Origin of the sequence: Nocardioides sp. (assembly GCF_036493135.1) — a bacterium.
GTDB lineage: Bacteria > Actinomycetota > Actinomycetes > Propionibacteriales > Nocardioidaceae > Nocardioides.
This window is the reverse complement of sequence record NZ_DASXQG010000097.1, coordinates 26,565-44,082: the sequence shown is the minus strand read 5'-3', so window position 1 is coordinate 44,082 and position 17,518 is coordinate 26,565. Positions and strand designations below refer to the sequence as shown.

Sequence of the window (17,518 nt, the reverse complement as noted above, 5' to 3'; positions counted from 1 at the left end):
GATCAGGCGAACGCGGCCGGGTCGACCGCGATCCACAGGTGCTCGGCGCTGGCGACGACGCGGCCGTCGGCGTCGTACATCGTGGAGGACGTCCAGGTCTTGCGGCCGTCGTGTCCGCGGCCCATTCCGACCAGCACGTGCTCCTCGCCGATCACCGGCAGCGAGTCGAGTCGAGCGGTGATCCGGGCGAGGACCATCAGCCGTTCCTCGAGGTCGCCCGCCCAGCCGCCGATGCAGTCGAGCGCCGCCCAGGTGACCGGGAGGCTCACACGGGGGTGCTCGTCGGCGTACGCGTGGAAGTCCTCGGCGACCGTCGGGTCGGGCGTCCACGTCGCCGCGACCCGGGTACGCGGCGGCGCGCCGTGCTCGGCGGGAGCGTCGGCGACCCGACCGGGGAAGACCCGCAGGCCGTCGCCGGGCTCGCGGCCGGTGCCGCAGGCGAAACAGGTGGGGAAGGGGTGACTCGTGAGCCCGGCGTACGACGTCTCCGCGGCCCGTGCCTCCTCCGGCGTCACCGGCTCGACGTCCGCGACCGCGTCGCTGCTGCAGCGGGCGGACAGCACCGGCTTCCCGTCGTACGTCGCCACGACACCGCCGCCCTCGCCGGGGGTGACCGTCATCGGCACCTCGAGCGGCGGCGGAGCCATCAGCGACACCGCGATCGCCGGCCAGGGACGGGCGTGGTCCTCCGGGCACTCGTCGCCGGCGTACGCCGAGATCGCACCGGCGCTGTAGCCGCCGTTCCCGGACGAGGGCGGACCACAGAAACGGGAAGGGATGATCAGGTCGGTCATCGGGCTCCTCGGCAGGGTGTTTCCTCCACTCTGCCAGCCCCTCCGGCCATGGGTCACAATGTGTAGGTGAGTGACCTCATCGACACCACGGAGATGTACCTCCGGACCATCTACGAGCTGGTCGAGGAGGGCATCGTGCCGCTGCGTGCCCGGATCGCGGAGCGGCTGCACCAGTCCGGTCCGACGGTGTCGCAGACGGTCGCACGCATGGAGCGCGACGGGTTGGTCACCGTCGAGGGCGACCGACACCTGGAGCTCACCGCCGAGGGGCTGCGCCTCGCGACCCGGGTGATGCGCAAGCACCGGCTGGCCGAGCGGCTGCTCACCGACGTGATCGGGCTCGACTGGGAGCTCGTGCACGCCGAGGCGTGCCGCTGGGAGCACGTGATGTCCGAGACCGTCGAGCGCCGCCTCGTCGACCTGCTCGGCCACCCCACCGAGTCGCCCTACGGCAACCCGATCCCGGGCCTCGGCGAGCTGGGTGAGACCAGCTCCGACGCGCTCTTCCTCGACGGCACCGAGCTCCTGGCCGACCTCGCCGGCGAGGATCAGGCGAGCGTCCGCGTGCGTCGCATCTCCGAGGAGCTGCAGAAGGACGAGCCGCTGATGGGCACGCTGCGTCGCATCGGCGCCCTGCCCGACAAGGTCGTCGGGGTCACCGCGACGGACGCCGGCGTCCTGGTCGGCTCCGGTGGTGAGACCGCCGAGCTGGACCTCGAGGCCGCGGGCCACATCTTCGTCAGTCGCGTCTGAGAGATCGCGCGGGACAAATACTCCCGCGGGTGGATGTCACGCCACCTGCGGTTGCGCCACGCTGCCCTCACCGGCGGTCATCCACGAGCGCCCGGCGAAGGGAAGCACACGCATGTTCAAGAAACTGGGGCGCGGCTGGCTCGCGATCCTCTGCTCGATCGTCCTTCTCGGGGCCGGAGCGGTCATCGTGACGCCCGCGGCCAATGCGCTCAGCGGCATCAACTGGTCCAAGGCCTGGAATCACCAGATCAAGCCTCGGGCCGACCATCGGTACTTCACGAAGAAGGCCGCGAAGAAGAAGTTCGCGCCCAAGCCGAAGACGTTGCGTGGTCAGTTCATCGTCGATGGAAAGGCGGCCAATCCCGGCGATCCGTTCAACGACAACATCTCGTTCGGCTGGGACTTCAAGTCCCCGCCCACGGTCCACATCATCACTCCCGGCGGGACCGTGCCGCCCGCCTGCGCCGGGGGAACCCCGACCAGGCCAAAGGCCAAGCCCGGGAACCTCTGCCTGTTCGAGACGTTCAACGACAACACAGGTACCGGCCTCGAGGTGTGTGACATGGTCAACAACTGTGGCCCGACGGCAAGCCGGTACGGAGCATGGCTGATCGCCTTTGCGGTCACGGCCAATCGCGTATCCGCGGCCGGGTCGTGGGCGGCGACCCCGAAGAGGGGCGTCTCCGGTGGGAAGGTCGCGGCGAGCTCGACCCGTGTTCACGGAGGTGGACCGGGCCGCTGATCCTCGTCTTGCCGATGGTGTCTGTGGGGCCGCGACCGCGGCCCCACGGTCATCGGCGACTGTGCGCGAGCGCGGTCAGGAACTCAGTGCACCCGGCCTCCAGCCTCACCGTCGCCAGGTCGTCCCCACGCGTGGCGCCGCGGTTGACGATCACCACGGGGACGCCGGCCCTGGTCGCGCGGCGGACGAAGCGGAAGCCGCTCATCACCGTCAGCGACGACCCGACCACCAGCAACGCGTCGTCGGGGGTCAGGGCGTCGACAGCGTCGTAGCACCGCTGGACCCGCGCAGGCGGGACGTTCTCGCCGAAGAACACGACGTCGGGCTTCAGGACGCCTCCGCAGCCCTCGCAGTCCGGGACGACGAAGTCCGCGGTGTCGTCGAGCTCGACATCGCCGTCCGGTCGCATCTCGGCGGCCGCATGCACCTCCGCGTAGCCCGGGTTCGCCGAGACCATGCGGGTCGCCAGCGCCGCGCGGCTCGACGTACGCCGGCAGGACAGGCAGATCACGTCGGCGATCCGGCCGTGCAGCGCGACGAGCCGGCGCGAGCCGGCCGCCTCGTGCAGGCCGTCGACGTTCTGGGTGATCAGCAGGACCGGGTCGAGGGCGGCCAGCGCCCGGTGCCCGGCGTTCGGAGAGGCGCCGCCCATCCGGCTCCAGCCGAGGTGGCTGCGGCCCCAGTACCGCTGCCGCGCCGCCGGACCGCTGACGAACTCCTGGTAGGTCATCGGCCCGCCCGTGCGCGCCCGTGGCCCCGGCCCGCGGTAGTCGGGGATGCCCGAGTCCGTCGACAGCCCGGCGCCGGTGAGGACGACGAGGTGGCCGCGCCGGAGCTGCTCCGGTACGGCGATCTCGGGCGCCTCGACGGTCATCGACACAGGTCAGCTGGCGTACCGGGCGCGCGACCGGGCCCGCCGCTTCTCGGCCTCGACCTCGCGGTCCTTCGGCGGCGCCGTGGTGACCAGGTCCTCGAGGAGATGCTGGGTCACGTGCGCGATCTCGTGCACGGCCCGGTCGAACGCCTCCTGGTTGGCGGCCGACGGGTGCGTCGAGCCACTGACCTTGCGCACGAACTGGAGCGCGGCGTCGCGGACCTCCTGCGAGGTCGCGGGCGGCGCGAAGTTGTTCAACGGGCGGATGTTGCGACACATGGCTCGAGCCTACGCGGGAGCCACGATCGGTCACAGCGGGAGGAATGTCTCCGAGTCGCCGGCCACGAGGACCACCCGGCCGTCGGCCAGCGGCAGCGTGCGTACGTCGTTCACGTCGGCCGCCCCGGGCACGGCGACCAGCCGGTCGTGCATCGTGCCGTCGCGGACCGTCAGCACCGAGATCCAGGCCCGTGCCTGGCCGTACGCGCCGCCGATCACGGTGAGCAGGGTGTCCTGGTCGGGCAGCCAGGTCACCTGGTGCGGGTCTGTCCCCGCCTGGGCCACACTGCCCTCCGGGTAGGTGACCGTGCCCAGGTCGCGCGGACGGGCGGGGTCGGAGATGTCGAACAGCGTCGCCTTCGCGCGCTGCTGCGGGATCATCGGCTGCGGGTCCACAGGCTGGGGGTCCACCGTCTGCGCCGGTTTCGTCGGCAGTGGCTGCGGCGGGTCGACCATGACCGACTGCGGGGAGGTCTGCCCGAGGCCGAGCACGAGGTGCGGCCCGACCGGGTGGAGGTACGACGACCAGCCCGGCAGGTGCAGGGCACCGAGGACCCGCGGGTGGACCGGGTCGGCGAGGTCGACGACGTAGAACGGGTCGGTCTGCTGGAAGGTCACCAGCACCGCGAGATCGTCGAACCACCGCACCGACTTCAGCTCCTGCCGGACGCCGAGCCCGTCCAGCTGCCCGATGTCCATCAGCCGGCCGGACTCCGGCCGGAGCAGGACGATGGACGTCCCCGTCGTGACCGAGCCGGACGAGATGGCCACCCGCAGCACGCCGTCGTACTCGTTCATCTCCCAGCTTCCGCCGATCGTGCCGTCGACCGATCCCATCCCGACGTACTGGGCGGCCGTTCCGCTCAGGTCGAACCCGTAGATCCTGGTCGGCCCGGGCGCGTTCATCGGCATCACGATCGGGCCACCGGTGCGCTGCCAGGCCTGCTGCCACGGCGACGTCGCGACGTACAGGTGGGTCGGCGACATGTACGCCGTGGCGGACGAGGTCGCGACGGCTGTCGCGTCGGCCCGGTCCGGGGTGGCGGGGTCGAACCCGACCACGGTCAGGGTGCCGAGCCCGTTGTACGTCTCGGGCACCGCGACGTCGGAGCAGTCGACGAGCGCGTTCGAGGTGGGGCTCCCGTAGGGGCCGTGCGTCGCGGTGTCGTACGCCGTGACCTGCGGCAGCCAGTCGGTGACGGTGGAGGCGCGCACCACCGCCCGGTTGTGGGCCAGGGCCTCCTCCTGACCGACCGAGGACGAGGGGGTCTCGAAGTCGAGTGCCGGCAGCCCGCCGTCGAGCACGAGCCGAACGGTGGACCCGACCTGACGGGCGGTGACCAGCGACCCGTCGTACCCGCGGGAGTCGACGAGCGCCGGGTGGCTCGGGTCGCTGAGGTCGTAGGTGAGCACCAGGGTCCGCGGAGGCGGTGCCACGAGGGGAGCGCCGGCGGCGGGGTCGTCGACCTCGGACCCGATCACGACCGCGCGGTCGCCGGCCAGCAAGAGCTGCGGGTCGCCGATCCGGTTCAGCGGGGCGACGCCGAGCCGGCGCGGCTCGGAGCCACTGACGTCGTCGGTCTTCAGGGAGCCACCGCTGATCCGCACCAGCAGGTCACCCGAGACCTTGGCGATGTCCGGCTCGTCGACGCCGGTCTCCTGGACGTTCGTGCCCGTGCCGCTGCCGGTCGTGGTGTCCAACGAGGGGCTCGTCGGGGATCCCACGGAGTTCTCGGCCACACCCGCCTGCGGAACCTCCGCAGCGCGCATCGCCGGTATCTGCCAGCCCCAGGCCGTGACCCGGTCGAGACCGTGGTCGACGTACCACTGTCGGAGGCGGTCGCACGACAGGCCGCTGTCCAGACCGGCGGCGGTGAGATCGAGCATCGGCTTCTGGTCGTGCCGGGTGTCCGAGACCAGGAACCCGGCGGCGAAGGCGGTGGTCACGGCGAGCAGCACGGTGACGGTGGCGACGATCCGGCGCAACGCGGTTCCGAGGGTCATGGCCATCAGACGGCCGCACTGGCCGAAGGGTTCCCCGGGCTGGGACGATGGATCGCATGACCGACGCGTCACGCTCCGACCCCCCGTCAGACCGCGAGCTCGACCTCGTCCTCTTCGGCGCCACGGGCTTCACCGGTCGCCTCACCGCGGAGTACCTCGCCCGGCACGCGTCGGACGGGTTGCGCTGGGGCCTGGCCGGGCGCAGCCAGGCCAAGCTCGAGGGTCTGCGCGAGCACCTGGTGACCGTCGACGACTCGCTCGGCGACCTCCCGCTGCTCACCGCGGACGTCGACGACGACGTCTCGCTCAAGGACGTCGCCAACCGGGCGCGCGTCGTGATCACGACCGTCGGCCCCTACCTCCGGTACGGCGAGCCGCTGGTGGCCGCCTGCGCCCAGGCCGGCACCGACTACGTCGACCTCACCGGCGAGTCCGAGTTCGTCGACCGCACCTACGTCGCCCACCACACCACGGCCCAGCAGACCGGCGCCCGTCTCGTGCACGCCTGCGGCTTCGACTCGATCCCCCACGACCTCGGCGCGTACTTCACCGTCCAGCAGCTGCCGGACGACGTGCCGATCACCCTGCGCGGAGTCGTGCGGGCCGGCGCCATGATCTCGGGCGGCACCTTCCACTCGGCGATGAACGGGTTCTCGCGCATCCGACACGCCCGCGCTGCCTACGCCGCCCGCCGCGAGATCGAACCGCGGCCCGAGGGCCGCCGCTCCCGCGCGGTCAGGGGCAACCCGCACCACGACAGCGTGCTCGGCCGATGGCTGCTTCCGCTGCCCACCATCGACCCGACGATCGTGGCCCGCAGCGGCGCCGCGCTCCCGGCGTACGGACCCGACTTCCGCTACTCCCACTTCGCCGGCACCAAGACCTTGCGGTACGCCGTCGGCGGCGCCTCGACGGTGGCCGCGCTCGGGCTGGCCGCGCAGGTGCCGCCGTTGCGGCGGGCGCTGCTCGGTCGCGTCCCGCAGGGGGAGGGCCCCGACGCGGGCCGTCGTGCCAAGTCGTGGTTCACCGTCGACTTCGTGGGCGAAGGAGGCGGCCAGACCGTGCGGACCCGGGTCTCCGGCGGTGACCCGGGCTACGACGAGACGGCGAAGATGCTCGCCGAGTCCGCGCTGTGTCTGGCGTTCGACGACAACCCACGGACCGCGGGGCAGGTCACGACGGCGCAGGCGATGGGCGACGCGCTCACCGGCCGGCTGCGTGCCGCGGGCCTGAAGTTCGAGGTGCTCTAGGGGATGGTGACCGTCACCGTCGTCCGGCCCACGGTCTCCTGGGGGCCGCCTCGGTAGACGACGGTCAGCGTATGCTGCCCGCGTCGCATCGGCGCCAGCAGCCGACTGCCGCGTCCGTCGGTCACCGTGAACGCGCCCACCCGGTGGTGGCCGAGCTTCACGCGGGCCGAGCCACTGGGTGCGTTGAGCCCGGGCGCCGCCACGCGCAGCCGGAGGAAGATCCTCCCGTGCCGCAGTGACGTGTGCACGTGCAGCCGCGGCGCGGTCCGGACGTCGGTGACACCTGCCGAACGTCGGTCGCGGGGCAGCCAGTTCGCGGCCCGCATCGTCACGACGACGTGCAGGTGGTGGCCGAGGTCGCGGGTCTGCACGACGTACGTCGCCTGGTTCGCGTGGCGGATCTTCCGGTCGTCGCGGTACCAGTGGAACCGTGGTGTCGCCGTCGACGGGTCGACGCTCGCGAGATGTGCGGTGAGCGTGCGTCCGACCACTGCCTGGCCGCGGATGGTCGGCTTGTCGAACGACACCCGTCCGAAGACGACCGGATCGGTGCTGCCCGACGCCGCCGACGACGACGTGTAGCCGGCGTGGCGTGCGGTCACCACGACGTGGATCCGCTGACCGGCGTCCGCCGCGGTCGGCTGGTACGTCGACGAGGTGGCGCCGCCGATCGGGGCGCTGCCGGCGTACCACTGGTAGCCGACGCTGTCGGGGGTGATCGACCAGGTGCCGTCGGTGGTGACCAGCGTGTGTCCGACGACCGCCTTGCCACTGACGACGGGCGCCCGGTGGTTGTGGATGACGCCCGCCCGGACGGTCGACGCCGCGGTGGTCGGCAAGGACGAGGTCAGGTACCCCGGCCGGGTGGCGGTCACGAGGAGGGTGACCCTCTTGCCGAGATCCTGCGGGCGCGGCGTGAACGTGGTCGAGGTGGCGCCCGGGATCACGACGTCGTCGACGAGCCACTGGTAGGCGATGTCCGGGCGCGGCGACCACGTGCCCTTGCCGGCGGTCAGCGGAACACCGACCTGGGGCGTGCCGGAGATCGTCGGCGCCACGGAGTTGAGGAACGTGCCGGGGGCGACGGCCGCGGTGGCGACCGAGGTGACGACCGCGCTGTCGTACCCGCGCTGCTTGACCGTGACCCGGACCGAGATGCTCTTGCGCAGGTCGGTGGGGGTCGGCGTGTAGCCGGTGCCGGTGGCGCCATGGATCGGCGTGCCGTCGGCGAGCCACTGGTAGCTGACCGCTCCGGGCGGGCTCCACAAGCCGGGGCTCACCGTCAGGTGCTGGTCGACCTGGGCGACGCCGGTGATGCTCGGCGGGGTCTTCGCCACGAACTGGCCGGGCAGCACGCCGCTGGTCGGGGCGGACCTCACCCGGAGCGTCTTGTAGCCGGCCGCGCTGAGGGACACCCGGACCGTGAGGCCGCTGCCGAGCTGGTCGGCGGTCGGGGTGAAGCTCGCCGCCCTGGCCCCGGTGATCGGCTTGCTGCCGGCGAACCACTGGTAGCTGAAGGTGCCGGGGGCGCTCCACATGCCTCTGCTGGATGCGAGCGGGAGGCCCACCTGCGCGGTGCCGTTCACCGCCGGGGCGGCCGTGTTCACGAAGACCCCCTTGGCGACGCTGTCGGTTGCGCGCGACTTCGCCGTACCCGAGTGCGCTCCGGACTTGATCGCGGTGACCTTGGCCCGGATCTTCTGGCCGAGCTGGCCGGCGCCCACGGTGAACGACCTCGACGTCGCGCCGGCGATCGGCTTGCCGTTGCCGAGCCACTGGTACTTGAACGTCAGGTGCTTCGCGCTCCAGGAGCCCTTGCTGGTGGTCAGCCTCTTGCCGACCTGCGGCGTACCCCGGACCGCCGGCGAGGCCGTGTTGCGGATCTGGGTGTCCTTGATGTGGATGAACCCGCTCGGCCACAACGAGCTCGAGCTCGAGATCGTGCGGGTGTCGTACCTGCCGGCGTGGAGGTAGTTGTACTCCTCGATCGTGATCGCGCCGCTGGCGGCGGTCTGCACCCAGGCGACGTGTCCGCGCGAGGACCCGGCCGAGCCGGCCGCCCACCACGCGACCGCGCCGCGGGTCGGGTTGTTGTCGACCGGGATGTTCAGCGCGGCGGCGGCCCTCTTCCAGTTCGAGGCGTTCCCCCAGTGCTGGCCCTGCCAGTAGTCGTTGAACGCGACCTGGTTCTCCGAGTTCAGCCGCCAGGCGACGAACGACGTGCACTCGCGGTTGTAGAACTGCCACGGGTCGACCAGCGAGTCCTGCGGCGCGTTCTTCAGCCGGGACGGGTAGTCGTCGACGCCGGAGGCGGCGCTGACCGGCTGCGGGTGGAGCAGTGCGGGTGCCAGTGCGGCGAGCAGTCCCAGAAGTACGACGGCGCACAGACGACGTGCCGAGGAGGCACGCCGGCGCGTGCGTCGTCCGATACGCATGTGGCAGACGTTAACTGTGGGAAAGACGTGGCGGGAGAGGGTTCGGATAACTACAACGTGGTAGTTCGAGGGCCGCCGGATCGGTGGGATTCCAGCCCGATTCTCGCCGTTCCGCCGCGTGCTGTCCCGGGAATGCCGGGGTCGGGAGACAGGGATCAGGTCAGCAGGCCGAGACGTGCGGGACGCAGAACTCGGTGAAGGTGACCTGTGGTGCCCCTGGTGCCCCTGTGGTGCCCCAGGCCAGAGTCGAACTGGCGACCTTTCGCTTAGGAGGCGGCTGCTCTATCCACTGAGCTACTGGGGCGTGGGCGCCATCTTCTCAGGACCGACCGGCGGGGACCGAGTCGCCGTCAGCCGCGGAACGCGGTGATCCCGGTCAGGGTCGGGACGAACACGTGGCCGCCGTCGACGACCGAGGACGGGAAGTGGGTGAGGTCGCCGGCATGGATCCGCTGGACCACGTGGCCCGAGCTCAGTGGTAGCACGACCAGGTCGCCCGAGTAGCGGTCCGCGACGTACACGCGGTGGCCGGCGATGATCGGGGCGCCGAACACACCATCGGCCGACCACGTCCAGTGGAGTCTCGAGCGGCCGACGTGGAGAGCCCTGATCTGATCCTCCCCGAGGCAGGGCATCAGCACGGTCCGACCCACGCGAGCGCCGCCACCGAACGCGTGGCAGCCGCCGAGGTTGGCCACCGCGGAGGCGACCCCGCCGAGGCGCTCACGCAGCAGGTAGACGACGCCCCGCTTGCCGGCGATCACGATGCGGTGGACACCCGGCACCGACATCGGGGACATGGAGCCCAGGTCGAGGTCTCGGATGTTGTCGTCCTTCCAGGTCGATGGCGCGAACACCGACAGCCGGTGCAGCTTCTTCGGGCTCAGCTCGGTCACCGAGTCACTCTTGTCCCAGCGGCCGTGGAGCTCCGCGCCGTTCCCGCTCGCGACGTAGACGTGACCGTTGCGGCCCAGCACGGGTCCGGCCGGCGACCACATCCCGGCCTCGCGCGCCGTCGGTACGGCGTAGTGGAACGTGCGGCCGCTGCCCGTCACGGACGTCGACGTCACGTAGCCGACATAGTTGTCGCAGTCACCCGCGAGACCACCGAACGACACGACCACGCGTCCGTGCTCGACCAGCAACGCCGACCGCTCCTGCTCGGCCTTCCGGTTCCGATCGGGCAGTACGTCGAGCGAGCGATGCCAGCGCTTCTTGCCGGTCTCGGCGTTCAAGGCCCACAGGGTGTGATGGCCGCCGACGGTCTCGGCCACGGCGAAGACCGACCCCGTGCTCGCGTCGTACGCCGGCGTGCCGGTGACGCCGAGCGGGTCGATGTCGCCGCACGGCAGCCCGCTCATCGGTTGCGGCGTGCCCAGACCCTTCTGCCAACGGACATGCCCCGTTCGGGCGCTCAGCCCGAAGACGCGGTTCCCTTCGGTGGCCACGATGAGGGTGCTGCCGACGACGAGCGGCTCGCCGTACACCGCGTCGCCCAGCAGCTTGGTCCACGCCGGCTTCAGCGGCGTACCGACGCTGTGGGTGGTGTGGCCCGACCGGGACGGTGTGCGGTGGTAGGTCCACCAGGGTGTGAAGGCGCCCGAGGCGCGCGGCGCCGCGGTCCCGTCGGCACGTGGCTGGTGGACCTGCGGGGTGGTGGGCCGCGAGGCGGCCGGCGAGGCCGAGGAGCAGGCGGCGGCGAGGACGCAGGAGAGGGGGACCAGGACCGAGAAGAGGCGTCGCATTCGGTCAGTCTGGCCCGGACCGTCACTCCCGTCACCTGTCCGATCGCATGGGCGCGGCCGCGGAGCCTCGCGCGCATATCACGACGAGTTGGTGAACGGCGCACGTCCTGGTCACACTTTGGTGAACCCCGTATGTTGGGGTGGCCGCGGCCACGCCCGGCTGATGCCCCATCTCTTCCGACTCGAGGTCCATCGCTGATGTCCGCCCTGCCACCCGACGGCGCCGGGACCCCCGACGACGACGCGGCCGGCGGGAAGCGGAAGGGCCGAACCAAGACGCACCACACGGTGGCCAAGGCCGTCGGCGCGACCATGGTCGTGATCGCTCTGGTCACCGGACTGTCCGTGGTGTTCCTATACCGCCACTACAACGGAAACCTCAACGTCAAGGACATCTCGGGCGAGCTCGGCTCCGACCGGCCGACACCGCAGGCGCCGAAGGGTCCGCACGGCCCGATCAACATCCTGATCATGGGCTCGGACAACCGCGACGCACCCGGTGACCACATCGACAACCTGACCGGCATCGGCAAGCGGTCCGACACCACGATCCTGCTGCACCTCTCGGGCGACCGGGAGCACGCGTACGGCGTCAGCATCCCGCGCGACTCGATCGTGAACCGGCCGGCCTGCCTGAACGACAGCGGCAAGGAGATCTCGCCTCCTGCCACCGGGGCGATGTGGAACGAGGCCTTCAACATCGGCGGCCCGGGCTGCACGGTGCGCCAGTTCGAGCAGCTGACCGGTGTGCGCGTCGACCACTACGTCGTCGTCGACTTCAACGGGTTCAAGTCGATGGTCGACGCGATCGGTGGCGTCGAGGTCTGCATCCCGCATGCCGTGAACGACCCGATCGGCCACATCACGCTGCCCGCCGGCACGCACAAGTTCAGCGGCGACCAGGCCCTGAACTACGTGCGCGAGCGGCACTCGCTCGGCAACGGGTCGGACATCGGCCGGATGAAGCGCCAGCAGGCGTTCATCGCGTCGATGGCCCACCAGGCGATCAGCGCGGACACGCTGGCCAACCCGATCCACCTGGCCAGGTTCATCGATGCGGCGACCAAGTCGCTGACCCTCGACCCCGACATCGGCAGCATCTCCAAGCTGGTCGGGCTGGCCTACCAGTTCCGGCACATCGGCCTGGAGCACATCCAGTTCGTGACGACGCCATGGGAGCCCGACCCCAGCGATCCGAACCGGGTGGTCTGGAAGCCCGAGGCGCAGCAGGTCTGGGACGCGATCAAGAACGACGACGTGCTGAACAAGGCGATGCTGTCGGGCTCGCTCAGCGCTCAGCACATCCCGGGCGTGACCAAGCACCCCAAGAACGGTCAGCAGGAACAGGCCGCGGCCGCCGACAACCTCGCCAACGGGCTCTGCGCCTGAGACACGTGAGGGCAGCCTGATGGCCGACGACCGCAGTCCACCCCCAACCTCGCCGGACGACGAGTCGGAGTCGCATCGTCGCCGGCGCCTGGCCGCGGTCTTCGGCGACGTACTGCCCGAGACCACGCAGGACGAGCGCGACCCCGAGCCGCCGTCCGAGGAGGACGACGCGCGCGACCGGTGGCTTCGCGGACAGGTGCCACCCCACCACGGCTGAGCCGCGGCGGGGCGGCTCCTGGTCTCAGGCGGTCGGCGGTGTGGTCGCCGTCGACGTGGCGCCGCCACCCTGCGCAACGAGCAGGTCGCGGATCTCCTCGAGCAGGGCGACGTCCGCCGGCGTGCCCCCGGCCTCGTCGGGGAAGTAGCGCTCCTTGGCCTTCGTGTACGGCGTGACCACGAGGTAGTAGACGACCGCGCCGATCACGACGAACGAGATCACGGTCGTGATGAACACACCGACCAGCAGGCCGCCCGGCTTGTAGGAACTGAAGTCGGCGTGGCCACCGGCCTTGCCGATCAGACCCATGATCAGCGCGACGAACGCGGTGACCACCGCCGCGAAGGCCGTTGCCATGACGAACGCGACGGCCAGCTCCACGAGGTTGCCACGGAGGATGAAGTTCTTGAACCCGGACATGTTGACTCCTCTCGGCCGCCCGTGCGGTCGGCCTCTTGGACGTCGGTCACGCTAGCGGTTGATCACGATACTGATGACATCGGTCGCGGCGGCGCCGGCGACGTGGTCGACGTCTTCGGGCAGCGCGGCCACGACGACCAGGCGACCGGTGAGCCCGGCTGCTCCGCTGTCGTGGTCGGCCGGGGCGGGCAGGGAGAGGACGGGCACGTCGATCGCGACGTACGTCGCAGTGCCACGGCGCGGGTCGGCCGCCAGCAGGGTGATGCGATCGCCCGCCCGCAACAGCGCCACGGCGTCCGCGTCGGCGATCCGCACCGGGAGCGCGACCCGGCCCGGATAGCCGGCGACGAGCGACGGCGCGACGAGGCGGACGTCCGTCACGGGCTCGCCCTCGCGGACCGGAGCGGCCAGCGTGCGCCCGACGGCCTCGGGCTCGGAACCCGCGGGAGCGGAGGCGGCCGGGTAGCGGCGCACGACCAGGTCGTCGCGATCGAGGACGATGCCGGAGGCGAGGTCGTGGGCGGCCACCGTCACCGCCACCGTCGGCCCGGCCGGAGGTCGAGCCGCGTGCACCCCGGCGACGACCGCGATCGCGGCACACCCGGCGGCCAGCGGACGGCGTCGTGCCAGCACGGTGCGGCGTACGCCGCGGCGAACCCGGGCGCGGCGGTCACCGGTCGGGGACGGCTCGGTCGAAGCAGGCATCCCTCGACGGTAGGCGTGCTCGGACCTGCGTCGGGGTGTCTGTCCACAGCCCCCGTTGGCAGTCGCCGTGCGTTCAGCTCGTGGCGGTGGACCCGGCCGTGCTCGACGAGGGTGAGGGCTTGGACGGCGTCGAGGACGAGGACCCGGAGGATTCCGAGCCCGAGCCCGAGCTCGAGCCCGAGGTCGAGGAGGACGAGGAGGACGAGGAGTCGGACGATCCCGACGACGTTCCCGCGGCGTCGCCGGAGGAGTCGGAGGAGTCGGACGAGGAGCTCGAGCTGCCGCCGCGGCTGTCGTTGCGGTAGAAGCCCGACCCCTTGAACACCACGCCGACGGCGTTGAACACCTTGCGCAGCTGCCCGCCACACGCGGGGCACACGGTGAGGGCGTCGTCGGTGAAGCTCTGGAACTGCTCGAAGGCGTGGCCGCACTCGGGGCAGCGGTACTGGTAGGTGGGCAACGCAGGTGATCCTCAGGTCGGTGCGGGTCGCTGCGGCGGCTGGCACTCCCCACCGCCGACTGCTAACTCTACGTCATCGACCCGATGCCCGGAGGTGGTGCCCGGGGCCTGTCACAACCGCGCGATCGCGCCGTTGTGACATCGATTCGGGGATCTGGCCTGTCACAACCGCGCGATCGCGCCAATACGACGGCACGCCCGCGACCTCAGCGCAGGTCGACCCAGCGGGTCGGGGTCGCGGCCGCGGTGACGGGTCGATCGTGGTCGTCGACGGGGACGTCGAGGCCGACCTCGTCGTCGTAGAGCAGGCACACCACCGGGGTGCCCACCGGGACCCGCCCCAGCGCCCGGTCGTAGCAGCCGCCGCCCTGGCCGAGCCGAGCCCCGGTTGCCGAGACGCCGTGCCCGGGCACGAGCACCACGTCGGCCGTGGCGATCGCGTCGACCCCGAGCCGGTCGACCGGCTCGAGCAGCCCGTAGCGCGCCGGGACCAGAGAGGCCGAGCCGCGCCACGTACCCCAGTCGAGGTCCATGTCGGGACGGACGACCGGCAGGATCACGCGTTTCCCCAGTGCAGCAAGGGATTCCAGCAGCTCGCCGGTCCCGGGCTCGGATCCGACCGACACGTACGCCGTCAGCGTCGCGGCTCGGCGTACGTCGGGATGAGCGGTCACCACCGCCGCCAGATCGCGGCCCAACGACCCCAGCTCGGCGACCGGCAACCGGTGGCGTGCGGTACGGATCTGGTCGCGGAGGGCGATCTTCGCAACGGCGGCCGCCGAGGCCGGTGGATCACCTGGTCGGGATTGCGGTGGTGGCACCCGGCCAGCCTACGATCGAGCCATGAGCAGTACCGGACTCGACCGCGCGCGGGCGAAGATGGCCGAGGCAGGCATCGACCCGGTCGCGATCGAGACCTTCGCCCACTACTACCGCCTCCTCGAGCACGGCGAGACCGGCCTGATCCCGGAGTCGTCGATCGAACCGATCGACAGCGAGTCGCTCTCCGACGTCGATGTCGACGCCGAGACCGCATCCGCGGCGCTGCGCACCACGGCGGTGATCAAGCTCAACGGCGGCCTGGGCACCTCGATGGGCATGGAGCGGGCCAAGAGCCTGCTCTGCGTGCGCAAGGGCATGTCGTTCCTCGACGTGATCGCCCGGCAGGTGCTCCACCTGCGACGCGAGCACGACGCCCGCCTGCCCTTGCTGTTCATGAACAGCTTCCGCACGTCCACCGACACCATGGACGCGCTCGCCCGGTACGCCGACCTCCCGGTCGACGGACTGCCCCTGGAGTTCCTGCAGAACCGCGAGCCGAAGCTCCTCCCGAAGGACCTGACGCCGGTCGTCTGGGGCAGGGACACCGACCTCGAGTGGTGCCCGCCCGGGCACGGCGATCTCTACACCGCCCTCCGCGGCACCGGCCTGCTCCAGACCCTGATCGACCAGGGCTACGAACGCGTCTTCGTCTCCAACAGCGACAACCTCGGCGCCGTACCGGACGCCAGCATCGCCGGCTGGTTCGCCGAGTCGGGCGCGCCGTTCGCCATCGAGGCCGTACGCCGTACGCCGTCCGACCGCAAGGGCGGCCACTTCGCCCGCCGTACCTCCGATGGCCGCATCGTGCTCCGCGAGACCGCGCAGACGTCGAAGCAGGATCGGGCGGCGCTGGCCGACCTCGACCGACACCGGTTCTGCTCGACCAACAACCTCTGGTTCGACCTTCGGGCGATGGCCGAGGCGCTCGACGCCCGTCACGGCATCCTCGGCCTGCCGCTGATCCGCAACGTCAAGACCGTCGACCCGGCCGACCCGTCGACGCCCGAGGTGATCCAGATCGAGACCGCGATGGGTGCCGCGATCGAGGTCTTCGAGGGCGCGCGCACGATCGAGGTCGGCCGCGACCGTTTCGTGCCGGTGAAGACGACCAACGACCTGCTCGTGCTCCGGTCCGACGTCTACGACGTGGGCAACGACTTCGTGCTCGACCCGGCCGCCGGTGTCCCGTTCGTCGACCTCGACCCGGAGTACTACAAGCTGGTGCCGGAGTTCGAACGCCGCTTCCCCCAGGGCGCGCCGAGCCTGCGCGCGGCCACGTCGCTGAAGGTCAGTGGGGACTGGACGTTCGGCCCGAAGGTGAAGGTCGTCGGCGACGTGACCCTGGAGAGCGGGGCGGCCGAGCGAGTGCCGCCGGGTAGCGTCTTGGAGCATGACTGACGAGCTCGTCTCCGTCGAGGACCACCGCGAGCGCATCCTCTCCGCGATCGAGCCGCTCCCGGCCTTCGACCAGCCGCTGATGGAGGCCTTCGGGCTGGCGGCCGCCGAGGACGTGCACGCGTCGGTGGATCTGCCCGGCTTCGACAACTCCGCCATGGACGGGTACGCCGTGGCCCACGCGGACGTCGCGTCGGCCGGCGACGAGTCGCCGGTCCACCTGCCGGTCGTCGGTGAGATCGGGGCCGGCCAGCAGTCCCTGCTCGCGATGTCGCCCGGCACGGCCGTGAAGATCATGACCGGTGCACCCGTGCCGGCCGGAGCGGACTCCGTCGTGCCGTACGAATGGACCGACCGCGGCGTCGCCAACGTCGTGATCTCCCGGGCCCCCGAGCTGGGGCAGCACATCCGCCCCCGGGGCCAGGACGTCGGCGAGGGCGACCTGCTCGTCCACACGGGGACCGTGCTCGGGGCGCGCCAGATCGGGTTGCTCGCAGCGGTTGGTCGGTCCTCGGTCCGGTCGCGACCGCGTCCTCGCGTGGTGGTGATATCCACCGGGTCCGAGCTCCGCGAGCCGGGCTCGTCCCTCGGCCGCGACTCGATCTACGACGGCAACTCGTTCCTGCTCGCGGCCGCCGCCCGGCAGGCGGGCGCCATCGCCTACCGCGTCGGGATCGTCCCCGACGACCCCCGTGCCTTCCTCAACGCGCTCAACGACCAGCTGGTGCGGGCCGACCTGGTCGTCACCAGCGGTGGCGTGTCGATGGGCGACTACGACGTGGTGAAGGAGGCACTCTCGCCGCTCGGCACGGTGTGGTTCGGCGGGGTCGCCATGCAGCCCGGCAAGCCTCAGGGCTTCGGCACCATCGGCGAGGACGCGGTCCCGATCGTCACTCTGCCGGGCAACCCGGTCTCGTCGTACATCTCCTTCGAGCAGTTCGTCCTTCCCGCCCTTCGCCGACTGATGGGGCGCACGCCGTACATCCGACCGGAGGTCGACGCTCTGCTGACCCAGGGCCTCCGGTCGCCCGAGGGGCGCCGACAGTTCGCCCGTGGCCGGTTGACGGTCGTGGACGGCCGGCTCGCGGTCACGCCGGTCGGGGCCCAGGGGTCACACCTGATCGGAGACCTCGCCGAGTCCGACGCGCTGGTCGTGGTGCCGGAGTCCGTGACCTGGGTCGAGGCCGGTGAGACAGTGACCGTGCTACCGCTCGACGAGGAGTTCTAGGAGACC

General features: G+C 71.3%; 17 protein-coding genes, 1 tRNA gene and 1 pseudogene. 8 read left to right on the top strand and 11 right to left on the bottom strand.

Translation table 11 applies throughout. The annotated features are described in order from the left end of the window. Positions 1-2 precede the first annotated feature (2 nt). Positions 3-794, bottom strand: a complete 792-nt coding sequence (locus VGJ24_RS18720) for a hypothetical protein (RefSeq protein ID WP_331502155.1) — start codon at positions 792-794, stop codon at positions 3-5. A 66-nt stretch (positions 795-860) separates the two neighbouring features. On the opposite strand from VGJ24_RS18720, the gene VGJ24_RS18715 reads away from it, so the two are divergent. Then, a complete protein-coding gene (locus tag VGJ24_RS18715) occupies positions 861-1,547 on the top strand; it encodes a metal-dependent transcriptional regulator (protein WP_331502154.1) in 687 nt (228 codons plus the stop codon). Positions 1,548-1,734: 187 nt separating this feature from the next. Then, complete coding sequence (locus VGJ24_RS18710; RefSeq protein ID WP_331502153.1) at positions 1,735-2,289, top strand: hypothetical protein; 555 nt, start codon at positions 1,735-1,737, stop codon at positions 2,287-2,289. A 49-nt stretch (positions 2,290-2,338) separates the two neighbouring features. On the opposite strand, the gene VGJ24_RS18705 is transcribed toward VGJ24_RS18710, so the two are convergent. From VGJ24_RS18705 to VGJ24_RS18695, 3 genes are read right to left on the bottom strand one after another with little or no spacing between them, the layout of a single operon-like run. Then, a complete protein-coding gene (locus VGJ24_RS18705; RefSeq protein ID WP_331502152.1) occupies positions 2,339-3,163 on the bottom strand; it encodes an NAD-dependent protein deacetylase in 825 nt (274 codons plus the stop codon). A gap of 9 nt (positions 3,164-3,172) precedes the next feature. Further along, positions 3,173-3,442, bottom strand: a complete 270-nt coding sequence (locus VGJ24_RS18700) for a DUF2277 domain-containing protein (RefSeq protein ID WP_331502151.1) — start codon at positions 3,440-3,442, stop codon at positions 3,173-3,175. A 30-nt stretch (positions 3,443-3,472) separates the two neighbouring features. Then, the gene (locus VGJ24_RS18695; RefSeq protein WP_331502150.1) at positions 3,473-5,446 is read right to left on the bottom strand and encodes a beta-propeller domain-containing protein; all 1,974 of its coding nucleotides are present in this window, start codon (positions 5,444-5,446) and stop codon (positions 3,473-3,475) included. A 56-nt stretch (positions 5,447-5,502) separates the two neighbouring features. Here VGJ24_RS18695 and VGJ24_RS18690 point away from each other — a divergent pair, with 56 nt between their 5' ends. After that, positions 5,503-6,696, top strand: a complete 1,194-nt coding sequence (locus VGJ24_RS18690; protein ID WP_331502149.1) for a saccharopine dehydrogenase family protein — start codon at positions 5,503-5,505, stop codon at positions 6,694-6,696. On the opposite strand, the gene VGJ24_RS18685 is transcribed toward VGJ24_RS18690, so the two are convergent. The 3 genes from VGJ24_RS18685 to VGJ24_RS18675 all read right to left on the bottom strand — a co-directional run bounded on the left by VGJ24_RS18685 (position 6,693) and on the right by VGJ24_RS18675 (position 10,876). After that, positions 6,693-9,131, bottom strand: coding sequence for a CHAP domain-containing protein (locus tag VGJ24_RS18685; RefSeq protein ID WP_331502148.1), 2,439 nt, complete (start codon positions 9,129-9,131; stop codon positions 6,693-6,695). The genes VGJ24_RS18690 and VGJ24_RS18685 overlap by 4 nt on opposite strands. A gap of 228 nt (positions 9,132-9,359) precedes the next feature. Then, positions 9,360-9,435: transfer RNA gene (locus VGJ24_RS18680), tRNA-Arg, on the bottom strand. 46 nt (positions 9,436-9,481) lie between these two features. Further along, positions 9,482-10,876: a PQQ-binding-like beta-propeller repeat protein gene (locus tag VGJ24_RS18675; RefSeq protein WP_331502147.1), complete on the bottom strand. Its 1,395-nt coding sequence runs from the start codon at positions 10,874-10,876 to the stop codon at positions 9,482-9,484. A gap of 198 nt (positions 10,877-11,074) precedes the next feature. On the opposite strand from VGJ24_RS18675, the gene VGJ24_RS18670 reads away from it, so the two are divergent. Together VGJ24_RS18670 and VGJ24_RS18665 are read left to right on the top strand one after the other, a co-directional pair. Continuing rightward, positions 11,075-12,265: an LCP family protein gene (locus VGJ24_RS18670; protein WP_331502146.1), complete on the top strand. Its 1,191-nt coding sequence runs from the start codon at positions 11,075-11,077 to the stop codon at positions 12,263-12,265. Positions 12,266-12,284: 19 nt separating this feature from the next. Beyond that, positions 12,285-12,482 (top strand): hypothetical protein, encoded by a 198-nt coding sequence (locus tag VGJ24_RS18665; protein WP_331502145.1) that lies wholly within the window; start codon positions 12,285-12,287, stop codon positions 12,480-12,482. A 24-nt stretch (positions 12,483-12,506) separates the two neighbouring features. Here VGJ24_RS18665 and VGJ24_RS18660 read toward each other — a convergent pair whose 3' ends face one another. Together VGJ24_RS18660 and VGJ24_RS18655 are read right to left on the bottom strand one after the other, a co-directional pair. Beyond that, positions 12,507-12,902 carry an MscL family protein gene (locus tag VGJ24_RS18660; RefSeq protein WP_331502144.1) on the bottom strand — a complete coding sequence of 132 codons (396 nt, stop codon included), beginning with the start codon at positions 12,900-12,902 and terminating at the stop codon, positions 12,507-12,509. A 51-nt stretch (positions 12,903-12,953) separates the two neighbouring features. After that, entirely contained in the window at positions 12,954-13,607 is a 654-nt protein-coding gene (locus tag VGJ24_RS18655; RefSeq protein ID WP_331502143.1) for an SAF domain-containing protein, read from the bottom strand. Positions 13,608-13,687: 80 nt separating this feature from the next. Between VGJ24_RS18655 and VGJ24_RS18650 the strand changes: the two genes are divergently transcribed. Continuing rightward, the gene (locus VGJ24_RS18650; protein ID WP_331502188.1) at positions 13,688-13,912 is read left to right on the top strand and encodes a hypothetical protein; all 225 of its coding nucleotides are present in this window, start codon (positions 13,688-13,690) and stop codon (positions 13,910-13,912) included. 62 nt (positions 13,913-13,974) lie between these two features. Here VGJ24_RS18650 and VGJ24_RS18645 read toward each other — a convergent pair. Then, a pseudogene (locus VGJ24_RS18645) lies at positions 13,975-14,067 on the bottom strand (FmdB family zinc ribbon protein); the annotation flags it as partial. Between the two features lie 206 nt (positions 14,068-14,273). Continuing rightward, entirely contained in the window at positions 14,274-14,888 is a 615-nt protein-coding gene (locus VGJ24_RS18640) for a 5-formyltetrahydrofolate cyclo-ligase (RefSeq protein ID WP_331502142.1), read from the bottom strand. A 22-nt stretch (positions 14,889-14,910) separates the two neighbouring features. Between VGJ24_RS18640 and VGJ24_RS18635 the strand changes: the two genes are divergently transcribed. Together VGJ24_RS18635 and glp are read left to right on the top strand one after the other, a co-directional pair. Then, the gene (locus VGJ24_RS18635) at positions 14,911-16,287 is read left to right on the top strand and encodes a UTP--glucose-1-phosphate uridylyltransferase (protein ID WP_331502141.1); all 1,377 of its coding nucleotides are present in this window, start codon (positions 14,911-14,913) and stop codon (positions 16,285-16,287) included. Further along, positions 16,280-17,512 carry a gephyrin-like molybdotransferase Glp gene (glp, locus tag VGJ24_RS18630; RefSeq protein WP_331502140.1) on the top strand — a complete coding sequence of 411 codons (1,233 nt, stop codon included), beginning with the start codon at positions 16,280-16,282 and terminating at the stop codon, positions 17,510-17,512. The genes VGJ24_RS18635 and glp overlap by 8 nt, the downstream gene beginning before the upstream one ends. Positions 17,513-17,518 lie beyond the last annotated feature (6 nt).

What these genes read in the sequence shown, in the direction of transcription:
- VGJ24_RS18720 (WP_331502155.1), bottom strand. Translation starts at nt 794, where the DNA reads ATGACCGACCTGATCATCCCTTCCCGTTTCTGTGGTCCGCCCTCGTCC.
- VGJ24_RS18705 (WP_331502152.1), bottom strand. Translation starts at nt 3,163, where the DNA reads ATGACCGTCGAGGCGCCCGAGATCGCCGTACCGGAGCAGCTCCGGCGC.
- VGJ24_RS18700 (WP_331502151.1), bottom strand. Translation starts at nt 3,442, where the DNA reads ATGTGTCGCAACATCCGCCCGTTGAACAACTTCGCGCCGCCCGCGACC.
- VGJ24_RS18695 (WP_331502150.1), bottom strand. Translation starts at nt 5,446, where the DNA reads ATGACCCTCGGAACCGCGTTGCGCCGGATCGTCGCCACCGTCACCGTG.
- VGJ24_RS18690 (WP_331502149.1), top strand. Translation starts at nt 5,503, where the DNA reads ATGACCGACGCGTCACGCTCCGACCCCCCGTCAGACCGCGAGCTCGAC.
- VGJ24_RS18685 (WP_331502148.1), bottom strand. Translation starts at nt 9,131, where the DNA reads ATGCGTATCGGACGACGCACGCGCCGGCGTGCCTCCTCGGCACGTCGT.
- VGJ24_RS18675 (WP_331502147.1), bottom strand. Translation starts at nt 10,876, where the DNA reads ATGCGACGCCTCTTCTCGGTCCTGGTCCCCCTCTCCTGCGTCCTCGCC.
- VGJ24_RS18670 (WP_331502146.1), top strand. Translation starts at nt 11,075, where the DNA reads ATGTCCGCCCTGCCACCCGACGGCGCCGGGACCCCCGACGACGACGCG.
- VGJ24_RS18665 (WP_331502145.1), top strand. Translation starts at nt 12,285, where the DNA reads ATGGCCGACGACCGCAGTCCACCCCCAACCTCGCCGGACGACGAGTCG.
- VGJ24_RS18660 (WP_331502144.1), bottom strand. Translation starts at nt 12,902, where the DNA reads ATGTCCGGGTTCAAGAACTTCATCCTCCGTGGCAACCTCGTGGAGCTG.
- VGJ24_RS18655 (WP_331502143.1), bottom strand. Translation starts at nt 13,607, where the DNA reads ATGCCTGCTTCGACCGAGCCGTCCCCGACCGGTGACCGCCGCGCCCGG.
- VGJ24_RS18635 (WP_331502141.1), top strand. Translation starts at nt 14,911, where the DNA reads ATGAGCAGTACCGGACTCGACCGCGCGCGGGCGAAGATGGCCGAGGCA.
- glp (WP_331502140.1), top strand. Translation starts at nt 16,280, where the DNA reads ATGACTGACGAGCTCGTCTCCGTCGAGGACCACCGCGAGCGCATCCTC.